Source organism: Paenibacillus sp. FSL H7-0716, assembly GCF_038002705.1.
GTDB lineage: Bacteria > Bacillota > Bacilli > Paenibacillales > Paenibacillaceae > Paenibacillus_AQ > Paenibacillus_AQ odorifer.
In genome coordinates, this window is the sequence record NZ_JBBODA010000030.1 from 55,284 (window position 1) to 72,129 (window position 16,846).

Genomic DNA, 16,846 nt, shown 5'->3' on the forward strand with positions numbered 1-16,846 from the left:
GACGAAATGAAACAATTGCGGCCGGTTGGGATTATCGGTACGGGTAAATATGTACCTGAGAAAATTTTAACAAACAGTGATCTAGAAAAAATAGTGGAGACTAACGATGAATGGATCGTCAGTCGGACAGGGATCCGTGAAAGACATATCGCTGCACCACATGAGGCAACTTCTGATTTAGCCTATGAAGCTGCACTTAAAGCTTTGGATTCTGCAGGCATGAAAGCCGAAGATTTGGATCTTATTATTATTGCAACGGTAACCCCTGATAGCTCCTTCCCTTCCACAGCCTGCATTTTGCAGGATAAACTTGGAGCTAAAGGTGCTGCGGCATTTGACTTGTCAGCAGCCTGCTCTGGTTTTGTATACAGCCTAGCTACTGCGGTTGGCTTTATTCAGAACGGAATGTACAATAATGCACTCATAATTGGTGCGGACACTTTATCCCGCATCACTGATTATACGGATCGTAACACCTGTGTACTGTTTGGCGATGGTGCAGGAGCAGTAATCATCGGTGAAGTTCCAGAGGGACGCGGTTTCCAATCCTTCGATCTGGGGGCTGAAGGTTCTGGAGGAAACTTGCTTAAGCTGGAAGCTGGGGGCTCGCGCTTGCCTGCATCTCAGCAGACGGTTGAAGACAAGAAACATTTCATTTATATGAATGGCCGTGAAGTGTTTAAGTTTGCTGTTCGTGTTATGGGCTCAGCTACAGAACGTGTGCTAACTAAAGCCGGATTAGGTAAAGAAGATATTGATTTGTTCGTACCGCATCAAGCGAATATTCGTATCATTCAATCCGCTATGCAGCGGCTTGACCTGCCACCGGAGAAATGTGTAATTAATGTTGATAAATATGCTAATACATCAGCAGCTTCTATTCCTCTAGCTCTAGTGGAAGCGGCGGAAGAAGGACGCATGAAGGAAGGCGACACGGTTCTGATGGTTGGATTCGGCGGTGGCTTGACTTGGGGCGCGTCCGTATTGATCTGGTAATAGAGGAAGGAGTTCTTACTTATGAGTAAAATCGCATTTGTCTTTCCCGGTCAGGGTGCACAGGCAGTTGGAATGGGTAGAGATGTATATGAAGCTCTTCCGCACAGCCGCGCGGTATTCGAAAAAGGTGATGAGGTGCTCGGATTTCCACTGAGCCAGCTGATTTTTGAAGGACCTGACAGTGATTTGAAACAGACCGTAAATACGCAACCAGCTCTGCTAACAGCAAGTGTGGCTTATCTGGAAGCATTACGTGATCAAGGGATGAAACCGGATTATGTAGCTGGTCATAGCCTTGGAGAATACAGCGCACTGGTTGCGGCAGGCGTATTGTCCTATGAAGATGCTGTAAGACTCGTGCGTTTACGCGGTCGTTTTATGGAGGAAGCTGTTCCAGGTGGACAGGGAGCTATGGCTGCAGTGCTTGGTGCGGAGCGGGATGCTCTGGCAGAATTATGCCGGAGCGTATCCGAGGAGAGCGGCGTGGTAGAACTGGCGAATGTGAACTGCCCGGGACAGATTGTTGTTTCTGGTTCACAGGCCGGGGTTAACGGTGTTGTGCAGCGTGTTAAGGAAGCAGGCGGAAAGCGGGCTATTCCGCTGGAAGTAAGTGGACCTTTTCACTCTTCGATGATGAAGGCTGCGGCAGACCGCTTGGCAGACGAGCTGAAGAGTGTTACTTTTAATGCTCCGGCTGTACCTGTTATTGTCAATGTTACCGCAGCACCTGTAACGGATCCTGAAGAAATCCGTGAACTGCTTGTTCGCCAGGTGTACTCCCCTGTGCTCTGGCAAGATAGTATTGAATGGCTGATTGCTGATGGTGTGGATACTTTTGTGGAAATTGGTTCTGGCAGTGTTCTGGCAGGTCTGATCCGCAAAATAGACAAAACGGTCAAAGTAATCAACATTAACACGCTTGAAAGTGTGCAAGCTGTCTTGTAAGATACGTTCAAACATTGTTTATCAATAGCAATATGATCGAAAGGGGAATAAATGATGTTCTCAGCATTGCGGGGTCAAACGGCCCTTGTAACTGGTGGCTCTCGCGGCATCGGCCGCAGTATTGCACTTGCTCTCGCGGAACATGGCGTGAAGGTGGCCGTGAACTATGCGGGCAGTGAAGCAGCCGCACAAGAGACCGTGGCTCGGATTGTCGAGCTTGGCTCGGAGGGTATTGCCGTTCGTGGCGATGTCGGCAATAGTGAACAGGCCGAGAACCTTGTCAAAGAGGTTCTGAATACCTGGGGACGTATTGACATTGTTGTCAATAATGCCGGCATTACCAGGGACAACCTGATTATGCGCATGAAAGAAGAAGAGTTCGATCAAGTGATCGAAACGAATCTAAAAGGGGTGTTTAACTGCCTAAAGGCAGCTACACGCCCTATGATGAAGCAACGCTACGGGCGAATTATCAATATTTCTTCCGTAGTAGGTGTAACAGGAAATCCTGGACAAGCTAATTACTCCGCAGCTAAGGCAGGTGTCATCGGTTTAACGAAGGCATCGGCTCGTGAGCTTTCCTCACGGGGGATCACGGTGAACTGTATCGCTCCTGGCTTCATTGATACAGATATGACGCGTGAGCTCTCTGAGGAAGTGCGCAGTGAGCTTGAGAAGGGCATTCCACTTGCTCGTCTGGGGCGTCCTGAAGAGATTGCTATGGCTGTAGTCTTCCTGGCCTCTGAAGGCGCTGCGTATATGACCGGCCAGACACTACACGTGGATGGCGGGATGTATATGTAACTCTCCGTCAAGGAGAAATTACACTGTTTTAATGCTGAAATGTGAGGGATAAAGAAAGCGTTTTTGACGCTCTATGGTATTTTGAACTCATATCTCGTATAATACCAAAAGAGGAGGTGAACCGGATGTCCGATGTATTAGAGCGTGTAAAACGCATTGTCATCGACCGCTTAGGTGCCGATGAAGCTGAGGTAACATTAGAAGCGTCTTTCAAAGATGATTTAGGTGCTGATTCTCTTGATGTAGTAGAATTGGTTATGGAATTGGAAGATGAATTCGATATGGAAATCTCTGATGAAGATGCAGAGACGATTACGACCGTGGGTGAAGTTGTGAAGTACATACAATCTCATACCTAGAGTCATATGATTGAGAGTCCCGTTCCTGCTAGGGCGGGACTTCTCCTCATTTATAGAGCACTAAAGATGAATCAAAGGTTGCCTTGAGCAACTATATAAGGGATATAACAGAACCGCAGGATGGTTAATGATGCGGTTATCGCTGTTCATATAGTAGCAATTGAAAGTATATAAGTTCTGAATATAATGTATACAACCTATAGATGGGGTGATTGTGTTTGAGTCATAGAGTGGTTGTTACCGGGATGGGCGTAGTTACATCATTGGGCAAGGATTTGGAGACGTTCTGGGATAATCTTATGAGCGGCAAATCCGGTGTTTCACAGGTTGAGACCTTTGATGTCAGTGAGTATACTACGCAAATAGCATCCTCTGTTAAAGATTTCGATCCAGAGGCACTTTTTGGTCGTAAGGAAGCCCGCAAAATGGACCGTTTTGTACAATTTGCAGTGGCTGCCGGTGAGGACGCATTGCGAGATAGCGGACTTAAGATCGGTGAAGATATTGATGCCGAAAGAATAGGGGTATCTGTAGGATCAGGTATTGGCGGTCTTGGAACTTGGGAAGACAATCATAACTTGTTGCTTGAAAAAGGACCGAAGCGGGTTAGCCCGTTCTTCATTCCGATGATGATCGCTAACATGGGTTCTGGGCAGTTGTCCATTAACCTTGGTGCAAAGGGTCCTAATACGACGACAGTAACTGCTTGTGCTACAGGAAGTCACTCCATTGGGGAATCCTTCCGCTTGATTCAACGTGGAGACGCAGATGCAATGATCTGCGGTGGTTCTGAAGCGACCATTCGTCCAACAGGTATGGCTGGTTTTTGTGCTATGAGAGCAATGTCCACTCGCAATGATGAGCCTGAGAAGGCAAGTCGTCCGTTTGATGTGGATCGCGATGGTTTTGTTATGGGTGAAGGTGCCGGGATTCTTATTCTGGAATCACTCGAACATGCTGAGAAACGTGGAGCGAAGATCTATGCTGAGGTTATCGGTTATGGTCTAAGCGCAGATGCTCATCATATGACTGAGCCTGATCCAGATGGTGCAGCTCGCTGCATGAAGATGGCAATCCGGGATGCTGGTATCTCTCCTGAAGATATTGATTACATCAATGCTCATGGTACTTCAACGCCTGTAGGAGATAGATCAGAAACTGCTGCTGTTAAGAAAGCATTGGGTGACCATGCCTATAAAGTGGCAATTAGTTCGACGAAATCCATGACAGGTCACCTTCTGGGTGCTGCTGGTGGAGTAGAAGCTATTATCTGTGGCCTTTCTTTGCAAAAAGGGATGATAGCGCCAACGATTAATTTGGACAACCAAGACCCGGAATGTGATTTGGATTATGTACCAAATGTGCCTCGTAAAGCTGATCTTGATATTGTAATGTCGAATTCATTCGGCTTCGGGGGACATAACGCAACAGTTATTCTAAAAAAATATAATTAGTAAGGGGACAGTGCGGTGAAAGGAGAACTGAAGCAGTTACAACAGCAACTTCAAATCCAATTTCACGATTCTGTGCTTCTGAAGCAGGCCTTTACCCATGCATCCTATGTGAATGAACACCGTTTCAATCAGCATCAGGACAATGAGCGTCTCGAATTTCTTGGGGATGCAGTTCTGGAGTTAACGGTTTCTGAATATTTGTACAATCTATTGCCAGACCGACCTGAGGGAGAGTTGACCAAGCTGCGGGCCGCTATTGTATGCGAGCCTTCACTGGTCAAATTTGCGGAGAGTTTAGGTTTTGGCCGTTATGTACTGTTGGGCAAAGGGGAAGAACTTACGGGCGGACGTACTCGCCCGGCCCTGCTGGCTGATGTATTCGAATCCTTCGTGGGAGCGCTTTATCTCGACCAAGGACTGGAAACGGTGCGGAGTTTTCTTGATAATCACGTATTTCCTCTTGTGGAGACGGATGGGAAATTGCAAATGCAGATGACCGATTATAAGACGGAACTGCAAGAGCTAATTCAGCAGCACAATATGGGTACATTGGAATATCGAATTATAGAAGAACGGGGACCCGCACATGAGCGTGAATTCGTCTCAGAGGTGTATATGGCTAACCGTTCACTTGGTAAAGGAAGCGGCCGGTCCAAGAAGGAAGCGGAGCAGCAGGCGGCAGCAGCAGCACTTTTGCATCTGAAAGAGGACGGTGCCTGAGTTTTGCATCAAGGGGACAAGCGGAGGAGAGCAGCAAAGGTCTGAATACCGGCGTTTAGGCGGAGCTCAGACCGTTGCTGCTCTTTTTCGACAATATAAGAACTTATATGTTCCGCGTTACAAAGTATCCTTCTATTTCTCGTTTAAACATTTGCCGTCCTAATAGAGAAGGTAAGCGGAAGGCGTTTAAGCGTGAAGGATAGAATAAGGATAAGGTAGATCTTAATGGTTTTTTAGGGTACAAACGCTATGGTATAATGGGTCAGAGGTGATTGGCAAGTATGTTTTTGAAACGGATAGAATTAGCTGGTTTTAAATCATTTGCCGACAAAACAGAAATGGAGTTTGTGCGCGGTATAACGGCTGTAGTTGGCCCGAACGGAAGCGGCAAAAGTAATATTTCTGACGGCATACGCTGGGTACTCGGCGAACAGAGTGCTAAATCACTGCGTGGCGGCAAGATGGAGGATATCATTTTTGCTGGAAGTGATGCGCGTAAAGCCGTGAATTATGGCGAAGTATCACTTACGCTTGATAATGAAGATCACACACTTCCGCTGGATTTCAGCGAAGTTACAGTGACTCGGAGAGTCCACCGCAGTGGAGATAGTGAATATTTAATTAATAAGCAGTCCTGCCGTCTGAAGGATATCACAGAGCTGTTTATGGATACCGGTATCGGACGTGAAGCGTATTCGATTATCGGGCAGGGTAGGATTGAAGAAATTCTAAGTACTCGTTCCGAAGATCGGCGAGGCATCTTTGAAGAAGCATCAGGTATTGTAAAATATAAATCGCGCAAGAAAGACGCAAGTCGAAAGCTGGATGATACCGAGCAGAACCTGCTTCGTATTCATGATTTGATCAGTGAGCTTGAGGATCAGATTGGGCCACTTAAGGATCAGTCCGAGAAAGCTATCCGCTTTAAGGAACTTCGTGAACAATTAAAACATCAGGAAATTTCAGTATACGTACATCAGATTGAAGGCATTCATACCGCTTGGCAGGAAGGTAACGCAAAGCTTGAAACGTTGAAGGACGAGCAGCTGGAGCTGTCTACTGTGGTTTCGGCTCATGATGCCAAGCTGGAGAGCGGGCGCTCTGAACTGCGCACACTCGAAGCACAGATCGAGAAGCAGCAAGAGCAATTGCTGCGTTATAGCGAAGCATTTGAGAAGAGCGAAGGTTACGGTGAAGTGCTGAGGGAACGCAAGCGCAATCTGGAAAGTAACCGGGAGCAGTTAATGCTCACGTTAGGTTCGGTTGGCGAGCGTTCTGCAGATCGTCAGCGTGAAGTCGTGGATCTGGAGCTTAAGCTTGAGCAATCGCGGCTTAAGCTTGTGGATCTTCGGAAACAGATCGAAGATGAAGAGGCAAGGCTTGAAGGTGTGGCAGACGGGATTAGCCAGAGTCAGGAAGAAAAGCTCAAAAGTGCTCTTTTGGAGCTAATGAACCTTATGGCGAATGCACGTAACGAAATTCGTTACGCGGATCAACAGAAGGAGAATCTGGAACGTCGTATGAGCCGCAGTGAAGAAGAAAGCGGTAAATGGACAGCCCGGCATGAAGAGTTGTCTGCCAACCAGAAAGGGCTGAAGGACAAGATTGCCCTGCTGGGGAAGGAACTTAGCAATCTTCGCGGGGCTTACATCACTGAAAGTGAACAGCTCAGTAAACGTCAGAAGCTGATCGAAGAAACACAGTCCGGTCTTCGGAAATGGGAACAGAAGCGGGAAGCGCAAGTCTCTCGTCATGAGACCATGAAAGAGATGCAGGATGATTTCGACGGCTTCATGCTTGGGGTTAAAGAAGTGCTCAAGGGTGCGCGCAAAGGACAGCTCAACGGGGTGCATGGTGCGGTTGCAGAGCTGATCTCTGTTCCGGAGAAGCTGGAAATGGCGATTGAGACTGCTCTAGGTGCATCACTTCAGCATGTGGTCATGGATAATGAGACTGTGTCCCGCCAAGCGATATCATTTCTAAAGCAGCGTCAGCTGGGACGAGCTACCTTTCTTCCGCTAGATGTTATCCGGCCGCGCCAGATTTCTGGCAGTGACCGTGGTATGGTGGGTGATGCTGACGGATTTGTTGGAATTGGTTCCGAACTCGTTGGTTACGATGATAAATATACTAGCATTATTGGCAGTTTGCTCGGCAATGTGGTTATTGCGGAGAGCTTGGAGCAAGCGAACCGTATCGCCGCTAGATGCCAATATCGTTATCGGGTAGTTACATTGGAAGGCGATGTAGTTAATGCCGGTGGTTCAATGACCGGGGGTAGCCAGCATAAGAAGAACAATAGCTTGCTCAGCCGCAAACGTCAGCTGGATCAATTAAGCAGTGAGATTGAAGAAAGCGAACGTCAAATAGTGAAGCTGAAGCAAGGCATTGCCAAACTTCGTGAAGAGCAGGAGAACGCTAGCGTGAAGCTGGAGGACCTGCGCCGTGATGGCGATGAGAAAAGACTGGAAGAGCAAAGAGTCTCGGGTGATTTGAAGCAGCTCGAGCATGAGCTTCGGCATGTGCAGGAGCAAGTGGAGAGCACTGGTGCGGAACGCAGCGGCTTTGAGAGTGAAGTACGTGCGCTTGAAGAGGCGCGGAAACAAGCCACTGCTGAGCTTGAACGCCTTGAAAAGGAAGAAAAGGAAGCCCATGAGGGCATCCGTAACGCTGAATCAGCGCGTAAAGCGAATGAATCAGCTAAGGAAGAGCTGCAAGGCAAGCTGACCAGTATGAAAGTCTCGGAAGGCAAGCTCGATCAGGAGATATTCTCCCTGGAGGAGCAGTTACGTCGCCTAAGACAAGATGTGGGTTCACAGGACAAGGAGCTGCGCCAGAATCGAAATCTGTTACATACGATTGAACAGGATCTGGCTAACAATGCTTTGGAAGCTGTGAAGCAGAAGGAAGATTTGAACAGTTACCGTTTGAAGAAGGAAGAGACGACTGGAACTTTGGATTTTGCCCGTGCTGAGCGTACAGCGTTAACCCGTAAGCTGGAACTTGAGGAAGGCAAGACTAAAGATCAACGTCAGGCCCTTAAAGTAGTCGAGGACAAGCTGCGTGCCACTGAAGTTTCTGTCGGTCGACTCGATGTGGAGCTGGATAATATTCTCCGCAAGCTGAGTGATGACTACGAGCTAAGTTATGAATTAGCAAAACAGAGATATCCAGTGCCTGAAGATGTGCCTGCCGCACAAGCCGATGTACAGCGTTTGAAGCGCAGTATTTCTGCACTAGGAGAGGTTAACTTAGGGGCGATCGAAGAATATCAGCGGGTCCATGAACGGTATACGTTCCTCAGTGGACAAAAAGATGATCTAGTCGAAGCTAAGACTACCCTGTATCAAGTAATCCGCGAGATGGAAGATGAAATGTCCAAACGTTTCAAACAGACCTTTGATGCGATCCGCAAACAGTTCGGGACCGTGTTCTCAAAGCTGTTCGGAGGCGGGCGAGCGGATCTCATGCTCCTGGATCCAGAACATATGCTGGAAACAGGTATAGATATCGTAGCCCAACCACCGGGTAAAAAATTGCAGAATCTGCAGCTTTTATCCGGCGGTGAACGCGCTCTAACTGCGATGGCGTTATTGTTTGCTATTTTACAAGTGAAGCCAGTTCCGTTCTGCGTATTGGATGAGGTTGAGGCTGCGCTCGACGAAGCAAACGTTGTTCGTTTTGCACAGTATTTACGCGAGTTCTCTGAACAAACTCAGTTCATCGTCGTTACGCACCGCAAAGGAACGATGGAAGAGGCGGACGTGTTATACGGAGTAACGATGGAAGAGGGCGGCGTCTCCAAGCTCGTCTCAGTACGTTTAGAGGATGAAGAAGCTGAGATTGCTTAAATTCATCAAAGAAGAGAAACTTTTAGGAGGAACCAAATGAGCTTTTTTAGAAAATTAAAAGAAAGCATTTCCGGCAAAACGGAAAGTGTAACGAAACAATTCCGCGACGGATTAGAGAAAACCCGTAAAGGTTTTGTAGAGAAGGTCTCCGACCTTATCATCCGCCGCAAAAAGATAGATGAAGAGTTCTACGAAGAGCTGGAAGAGATTTTGATTGGTGCAGACGTGGGTGTCAACACTGTTATGACTCTTGTCGAGGATTTGCGTGCCGAAGTGAAGCAAAATCGGATTGAAGATGCTGCCGAGCTTAAGCCGATTTTGTCCCGTAAGCTTATGGAGCTGCTGCGCGGAGATGATGATAACAGCCTGAAGGAAAATCCGAATGGAATTACAGTTATTTTGTTCGTTGGGGTTAATGGCGTGGGCAAGACGACTACCATCGGCAAGCTGGCTCATCGTTACAAACAAGAAGGTAAAAAAGTTCTTTTGGCTGCAGGGGATACGTTCCGTGCCGGAGCGATTGAGCAGCTTGAGGTTTGGGGCCAACGCGCAGGCGTAGATGTCATTAAACAACAAGCAGGCTCTGACCCGGCGGCTGTAATGTACGATGCGGTGCAAGCGGCTAAACAGCGCAATGTGGATATCTTAATCTGCGATACTGCTGGCAGACTGCAGAATAAAAGCAATCTGATGGAAGAGCTCAACAAAATCTTCCGTGTCATTCAAAGAGAAATCCCAAGTGCTCCACATGAGGTACTGATGGTGCTAGATGCTACGACAGGTCAAAATGCACTTACACAAGCCAAGTTATTTGGTGAAAAGAGTGGCGTCACTGGCTTGGTCTTGACTAAGCTGGACGGTACGGCTAAAGGCGGAATCGTTGTAGCGATTCGTCAGGAAATGAATTTGCCGGTGAAGTTTGTAGGTCTTGGAGAAAAAATGGAAGACTTGCAGCCATTTGATTCGCAGCAGTTCGTACATGCTCTTTTTGCCGGATTAATTGCTGAGGAAGAAGAGTCAGAAGAAGCGGAAGAGCAAGTGTAATCAGCAGCACAATATAATCATAAAGAAGTCATATTTACAAGGAATGCCCTCGAAGCTATATTTAGTTTAGGAGGGCATTCCTTTTCTTTTTTATAAAGGGTTTGTCCGTCATTTTGTAGCAACTGCTAAGCGACTTTTAGGAAGTATAAATGCATCGCGTAAGGTATCCCTTTAAATAACAGCTTTCCCTCACTAATTAGCCTCCAGAAACGATATTCTATGAATGAGGTACTGAGATACAAATTCCATTGCCCTATAATTGTGCCTACAATCAGACCTGCATTTACGTAGCCATCTCGATCCTCATACTGTTGAAGTTGCAGAATTAAAGAAAGAATTTCTTCGTCATAGTAACTCTCGGTAACATTCATAAGCTGGCTCTCAGCCCAAACTCTAAGCATTTCTTCGGTGTTGCTGATTTTTTGCCATTCTAGTTCATACTGTTTTCTTTGAGCGGTGGTGATAGGGGATGTGTTTTCGGTAATTTTTATAATTTTTTGCAGAGCTTCATTTGGGAGCTGACTAAGTGCTCTGGGATATAAGCCGATTTCAAATGGTGCAGCAATCTCCCTATAAGCCTTGACTGGATCAATAACATGAATAGGTTGCGTCCTCTCACTAAGAATAGAAAGTGCAAATCGTAAACCCGTTTGATCATGGGAGTTATCTCCGCACCAAATAGTAATTTTTTTGTCCTCGGGAATTTCTTTTAAGGTCTGAATCATAGCTGCCAGTTTATGCTGGGGATTGAGATGATAACCCTGATCCGGAAATCGTTCCTGAAACCATAACTCACGGGTATGATAGCCTTCATTATTATGTAATCCACGCAACGGTCCAGCAGAGAACGTCTCATTAAATGAAAGTACTCGTATTAAGTGACGACAACCCAAATGACTAAGGGCTACCTTCATTGATCCCGCTTCAGACAGGCCAAATAACAGATAAATGTGATTCCGCCTAGTCTCTTCCTGCTCCATTGACATAGTATATTTGTGCTCCATAGGTCACTCTCCCATCGCAAAAAATTATACCATACTCAATGAATTCACTCCTCAGACAACTATATAAAAAATACATTATATGAAAAATTCATAACAGTAATGCTTGTCACACTTCCTGCATACAATTCAATGATGAATCTACATTTCATCTCCGGCAACCTATATAAGAGAGAAAGGAAGCGATTCCAAAAAATACAAATATCTCCGGAATCACATTTCTCTGTTATATATGTTGACATGAACGAGTGGATTTACGTATTATGAGAATATAAACCAATATTTTCATGGATGTTTTCTGAAATGAAAGTATAAGTTGTTAACAAAGATTACATCTATCGAAAGGAGTCGGACTCATGTCCAAATTAGATCCTCTGCCAGGTCTGTCTCCGTATCCATTACAGCATTTTTTCGATGAAATGTATGCTGATAAGAGGAATGTCCGGCCGCACTACAGACATGTGAATCGCATGTTTTCCGGTATGAGCTCCGAAGAGCTGCAAGGGAAGCAAAATTTAATGCAGCGCAGGATGATGGAAGAAGGAATTACCTTTACGCTTTACAATCCGGCTCAGGATCATCCTATGGAGCGAACGATCCCCTTCGATATGATTCCACGTATTATCCCTAAGAATGAGTGGGAGAGGCTAGAAGCTGGAATTATTCAGCGTATCACAGCTTTGAATTTGTTCATTCATGACATTTACCATGAGCAATACATTGTTAAAGATGGCATCGTCCCTAGGCGTATGATTATTTCCAACTGTTACTTCCGGCCAGAAATGTCAGGTCTGCGAGTGCCCGGTGGAGCTTATATCACCACCTCAGGAATCGATCTGATCCGCCACCACGATGGGCATTATTATGTACTTGAAGACAACCTGCGAACACCCTCCGGCTTTTCCTATCTTTTTAAAGGCAGAACCCTTATGAATCAATTGTTTCCTGAATTATCCTTTGCCAGCTCCATCCGAGATGTAGATCATAGCTTAAATCGCTTCTTATCCGTGCTTCGTAGTCTATCACCTTCAAGAAGGTCAGATCCGGTTATAGCACTCTTAACGCCTGGAGAATACAATTCTGCATATTATGAACATGCTTTTTTGGCACAGCAGATGGGTATACATTTGGTCGAAGGACGAGATTTGGTAACAAAGGATCACAAAATATATTTGAAAGAAATGAACGGACTACGTCGCGTGGATGTGCTGTATCGTCGGTTGGATGATGATTACATTGATCCGCTAGCCTTTCAACCTGATTCTTTACTGGGTGTGGCAGGACTTATGAATGCGTATAGGGCAGGCAACATAGCGATTGCTAATGCTCCGGGAACCGGTGTTGCAGATGATAAAGCGATGTATGTCTATGTACCGGATATGATTCGTTATTATCTGAATGAAGAGCCGATCCTTGGTAATGTGCCGACGTATTTGTTGTCCAGACCTGATGAACGCCTGTATGTTCTTGAGAACCTATCCGAAATGGTTGTTAAAGAAACCTCGTTATCCGGAGGATATGGGATGTTGATCGGAAGTGAGGCGACCAAAGAAGAATTAGCGGAGTTCCGAATGAAAATTATTGCCGATCCGGACCGTTATGTGGCACAGCCAATTATGTCCTTGTCCAGAGCACCCGTATTGTCGGGAGGCACTATGGCACCCCGGCATATCGATCTTCGGGCTTTTGTATTAATGGGCGCAGACCGGAAGCCGCATGTTATACCTGGTGGATTAACACGAGTGGCTATGAAAGAAGGTTCACTAGTTGTGAATTCCTCGCAAGGCGGTGGCGTAAAGGATACTTGGGTTATGGCTTGATCTATTATCTTGTAAGCCTTGATTGTGAATCAAAAATATGCAGCATCAATTTGGAGGATAAAGGAGTGGCTAAAGATGCTGAATCGAAATGCGGAGGCTTTATTCTGGATCGGCCGATATATTGAAAGGGCAGAGAATCATGCGCGGCTAATCAATGTACATTATCATATCCAGCAGGAAGAGGATTTTCAAGAAGAAGGACATAAATGGTCGAGGCTTATCGATGCATTAGGAGTTCGAAGTGAATATTTGCAGCAGTTCGAAACCTTTTCTGAACAGGACGTGTTATCCTTTATTACACTTGATTTAGGCAATTCGAACTCATTATTCTCTTGCGTACATCATGCTAGAAATAATCTTCGCACACTGCGCCAGCATCTTCCAAGTGAGTTATGGGATATCGTCAACAGCTTTAATCTATGGCTTGGGGAGAGGTCAGTCGCTGATATTATGAGTGGCCCACATCATTTCTACCAGCAGGTGAAGGAACGTGCAGCTATGTTTCTAGGAGCAGAACAATCCGTAATGCTTAGGGGAAATGAATGGCATTTTATAGAGAGCGGCCGTTTTCTGGAACGTGCTGAGAATACGACGCGTATTTTGCAGGCAGTTATTGCCTCTTGCCGTTTTAAAGAGCTTAATGCAATTTATATTCAGTTACAGGCTGTGCTGAAATCGGTAAGTGGTTATCAGGCGTTTCGCCGTTATTATGCAGATGCTATGTCACCGGAGAGCATTTTAGATTTTTTGATCGCAAATCCCAAGTTCCCACGTTCGATCCGCTTTTCTTTTCATCAGCTGGAAGAACATTTAGCTAGGCTTGAATTAGATTCCTCAGAAAAAGGCTCAGGTCATGAGAAGGTCATCCGTCAAGCAGGAAAGCTGAAGGCAGAGCTGGATTATATGGAGAAAGAGGAAATGTCCGGTGAACTGGTGGAAGATGTGCTCCAATCACTCGTAATATCTTGCCAGAGACTGGGCAAAACGATGGAGGGCGCCTTTTTTCGGCGAGAAGGAGTATCTGTATGAAGATTCAAATCAATCACACCACCACATACAGTTATCCAGAGCCGGTTACGGACAGTGTCAATGAAATCAGGCTTACCCCACGCACCAACTATCGGCAATCCTGTTATCACCATGAGGTTGACGTATCCCCGGCAGCTAATCTATTAACGTATGAGGACTTCTTCGGTAATCGTGTGCATGCCTATTCGGTTAATAAGCCGCATACGGAAATGGTCATTCATACTAAAGCTACTGTAGTAACGCTGGATAAAGCCCAGGGTACCGATCTTCCGCGAACCAGCCTTGAAGAGCAAGTTAAACTATTAAATGATGAAAAGTTTCAGAACCGTTATATTGAGTTTATTTTGCCTACCCGTTATACCGAGGTGACTCCTGAATTAGTGGAGTTCGCCTCTCAGTACCCTTTTAGTGAAGCTGAGGATATGTATGAATGGATTTTGAAGTTATCTTCGACAATTTATGAACAGTTCACCTATGATCCTGAGGCAACAAGCGTAAATACAACGGTAAAAAAAGCCCTGAAGCTTAAGCGGGGGGTCTGTCAGGATTATGCTCATCTTATGATCGCTGTCTGCCGCAGTGTGGGTCTGCCTTCTAGATATGTTAGTGGATATCATTTTGTCGGTGATCTACAGAGCAGTAATGCTAATTTTGAGCAGGCTTCACATGCTTGGGTGGAGACCCATATTCCGGGCACGGGCTGGCTTGGTTTTGATCCGACGAATAATGTTGAAGTGAACTGGCGTTATATCAAGCTGGGTCATGGACGGGATTATAAAGATATAGTACCTGTAAAAGGGGTATATCGCGGCGGAGCAGGCACACTAACTGTAAAAGTGGACGTACGCAAGCTGGATAACTGAATTGAAATAATTGAAACATCGAACCGAACATCGAACATCGAACATCGAAAAAATCAAAATAATCAAAATATTCGAAACAAACTCTCCGCTCATCTTATTGAATGGAGAGATCTTTTGTGTGGTGTGCCTAAATTCTGAAGATTTATGAATGAGATGATTCCATTGCAGGTCTATTTGGGTAATCTTGATCCATAGTACGTATCTTACAGACATTAGAGGAGAGATTACATATGAGCCCAAACATATCTAAGAAACAAAGATTTATTGGAAAAACAGCGATAATAACCGGAGCGGGCTCGGGAATTGGCCGTGCTACCGCTATCAAACTGGCGCGGGAAGGTGCAAGTGTAGCATTGTTCGATTTAAATCTTGAAAGAACCTCATCCTTGGCAGAAAAGCTTAATAAGTTTCGAAAGGATTGCGCGCTGGCCATAGAGGTAGATACTTCGGATGAGAAAAAGATGGAGGAAGCCGTACGTTGTACGGTGGAACAATTCGGAGGGGTGGATGTAGTATTTGCTAACGCGGGAATTAATGGCGCTGTGGGCCCGATAGAAGAACTAAGCTTGAGCGACTGGGAGCGTACGATGTCGGTGAACTTGACGGGGACTTTTTTGACTCTGAAATATACTATTCCTCATCTGAAAGATAAAGGGAAGGGCAGTATTATTATTACTAGTTCCATTAATGGGAACACTAGATTTGCCAGCTTTGGGTGGTCTACTTATAGCACTACCAAAGCTGGACAGGTGGCTTTTGCCAAAATGGCAGCTCTCGAGCTTGCTAAGTTTAAGATTCGTGTAAATGTGATCTGCCCTGGAGCTATTGCTACGAATATAGATGAAACCACTGAAATGAGCGAGGATGTTGAAGCAATCGTCATTCCGATTGAATTCCCTGATGGAGCGCAACCCTTGGCGGATGGACCGGGCAAGCCGGATAATGTGGCTGATCTCGTTGCTTTTCTGGCTTCGGATGAATCTATCCATATTACAGGTGCGCAAATCGTGATTGACGGCGCGGAGTCCTTGTTATCCTAATTTCGAGATCGCTTCCCGGTATTGCTCGTACCGTTTATTCCATTCGTCTTTCCGTGACTCCAGCGTCGTGCCTTCCAAAAGATGCTGGATCACTTCTAGACAAACATGCCAGCCAGCAAGATCTCGTGGTGTATGCGGGGTAAGCGTTTGTAGTGTTTCGTTCAAGATGAGTAAACAGCCTTCTGAATTAGGGTACAACTCAAAACGAACAAGATCCTCAGCCCAAGTAAACTCAAAAATAGATTGATGCTGCAGAACGGTAATTTCCATATCCACAAACATTCCGTTTTGAATATCAAACTTTATAAGTCCGCCTTCACGCAGGTCCTCGATTTTTAATTCAGAGAACCATAAGGCGAGCTTCTCATTTTCGGTCAAATAGGACCAAATCTCAGTTGCGGAATGCTTTAACTGGCGTTCAAAACGAGCGACATAATGTTGATCTTCTTTTTGGATGTTAGCTAACATTTATATTCTCCTTTGGACTACTGTGGTAGTCCTTTTTTGTTGAGTTGAGGCTCATAAGAAAGAGTATAGCAATCGCCTGTGTTAATTGCACGATCCGGCTGTGTGACTGAAGAGTAACTTATAGGGTATAGAGGGCGATGAAATAGTGGGAGAAATAAGGTCACATGCAGTCCAGGAGCTCGATTTGCGTACGGCGGGGAAAAGCGAGTGAAGATAGGGATAAGTGCGTGATGAGGGTGGGAAGGGAGTGATGATAGGGATAAGTGCGTGATGAGGGTGAAAAGGGAGTGGAGACAGGGATAGTGAGTGATGAGGGTGATAAGGGAGTGATGTAGGAGTTAAGTGCGCATGACGGGGAAAAGTGAGTGAAGACAGGGATAAGTGAGTGATGAAGGTAATAAGTGAGTGATGAATGGCTGAAGTAAATAGTAGCATCTACGGTGGCGAGGATG

At 45.7% G+C, this 16,846-nt stretch carries 14 protein-coding genes; 12 read left to right on the plus strand and 2 right to left on the minus strand.

All coding sequences use genetic code 11. The features are described from left to right. The first annotated feature begins 6 nt into the window (after positions 1–6). The 8 genes from MHH60_RS26590 to ftsY all read left to right on the plus strand — a co-directional run bounded on the left by MHH60_RS26590 (position 7) and on the right by ftsY (position 10,173). On the plus strand, positions 7–996 hold the full coding sequence (locus MHH60_RS26590; RefSeq protein ID WP_139329841.1) for a beta-ketoacyl-ACP synthase III: 990 nt from the start codon (positions 7–9) through the stop codon (positions 994–996). A 21-nt stretch (positions 997–1,017) separates the two neighbouring features. Next, on the plus strand, positions 1,018–1,941 hold the full coding sequence (fabD, locus tag MHH60_RS26595; RefSeq protein WP_076138632.1) for an ACP S-malonyltransferase: 924 nt from the start codon (positions 1,018–1,020) through the stop codon (positions 1,939–1,941). A gap of 54 nt (positions 1,942–1,995) precedes the next feature. After that, a complete protein-coding gene (fabG, locus tag MHH60_RS26600) occupies positions 1,996–2,745 on the plus strand; it encodes a 3-oxoacyl-[acyl-carrier-protein] reductase (RefSeq protein WP_076138631.1) in 750 nt (249 codons plus the stop codon). Positions 2,746–2,870: 125 nt separating this feature from the next. Continuing rightward, entirely contained in the window at positions 2,871–3,104 is a 234-nt protein-coding gene (locus MHH60_RS26605; protein WP_036686493.1) for an acyl carrier protein, read from the plus strand. Positions 3,105–3,322: 218 nt separating this feature from the next. Then, entirely contained in the window at positions 3,323–4,558 is a 1,236-nt protein-coding gene (gene fabF, locus MHH60_RS26610; RefSeq protein ID WP_076101782.1) for a beta-ketoacyl-ACP synthase II, read from the plus strand. Between the two features lie 15 nt (positions 4,559–4,573). Further along, a complete protein-coding gene (rnc, locus tag MHH60_RS26615; protein WP_038570606.1) occupies positions 4,574–5,278 on the plus strand; it encodes a ribonuclease III in 705 nt (234 codons plus the stop codon). Between the two features lie 281 nt (positions 5,279–5,559). Next, the gene (gene smc / locus MHH60_RS26620) at positions 5,560–9,129 is read left to right on the plus strand and encodes a chromosome segregation protein SMC (RefSeq protein ID WP_076138630.1); all 3,570 of its coding nucleotides are present in this window, start codon (positions 5,560–5,562) and stop codon (positions 9,127–9,129) included. 36 nt (positions 9,130–9,165) lie between these two features. After that, positions 9,166–10,173 carry a signal recognition particle-docking protein FtsY gene (gene ftsY / locus MHH60_RS26625; protein ID WP_076138629.1) on the plus strand — a complete coding sequence of 336 codons (1,008 nt, stop codon included), beginning with the start codon at positions 9,166–9,168 and terminating at the stop codon, positions 10,171–10,173. A 125-nt stretch (positions 10,174–10,298) separates the two neighbouring features. Here the strand turns inward: ftsY and MHH60_RS26630 are convergent, their stop codons facing one another. Beyond that, entirely contained in the window at positions 10,299–11,177 is an 879-nt protein-coding gene (locus tag MHH60_RS26630) for a DUF1835 domain-containing protein (RefSeq protein WP_076138628.1), read from the minus strand. Between the two features lie 353 nt (positions 11,178–11,530). Between MHH60_RS26630 and MHH60_RS26635 the strand changes: the two genes are divergently transcribed. From MHH60_RS26635 to MHH60_RS26650, 4 genes are all read left to right on the plus strand, one after another. Next, positions 11,531–12,994: a circularly permuted type 2 ATP-grasp protein gene (locus MHH60_RS26635; RefSeq protein WP_036686502.1), complete on the plus strand. Its 1,464-nt coding sequence runs from the start codon at positions 11,531–11,533 to the stop codon at positions 12,992–12,994. Positions 12,995–13,069: 75 nt separating this feature from the next. Next, positions 13,070–14,023 (plus strand): alpha-E domain-containing protein, encoded by a 954-nt coding sequence (locus MHH60_RS26640; protein WP_076104260.1) that lies wholly within the window; start codon positions 13,070–13,072, stop codon positions 14,021–14,023. Continuing rightward, on the plus strand, positions 14,020–14,886 hold the full coding sequence (locus MHH60_RS26645; protein ID WP_076138627.1) for a transglutaminase family protein: 867 nt from the start codon (positions 14,020–14,022) through the stop codon (positions 14,884–14,886). The genes MHH60_RS26640 and MHH60_RS26645 overlap by 4 nt, the downstream gene beginning before the upstream one ends. Before the next feature lie 230 nt (positions 14,887–15,116). Then, positions 15,117–15,926 carry an SDR family oxidoreductase gene (locus MHH60_RS26650; protein WP_076138626.1) on the plus strand — a complete coding sequence of 270 codons (810 nt, stop codon included), beginning with the start codon at positions 15,117–15,119 and terminating at the stop codon, positions 15,924–15,926. Here MHH60_RS26650 and MHH60_RS26655 read toward each other — a convergent pair. Continuing rightward, on the minus strand, positions 15,918–16,394 hold the full coding sequence (locus MHH60_RS26655; RefSeq protein WP_076138625.1) for an SRPBCC family protein: 477 nt from the start codon (positions 16,392–16,394) through the stop codon (positions 15,918–15,920). The two genes, MHH60_RS26650 and MHH60_RS26655, sit on opposite strands and share 9 nt — an antisense overlap. Positions 16,395–16,846 lie beyond the last annotated feature (452 nt).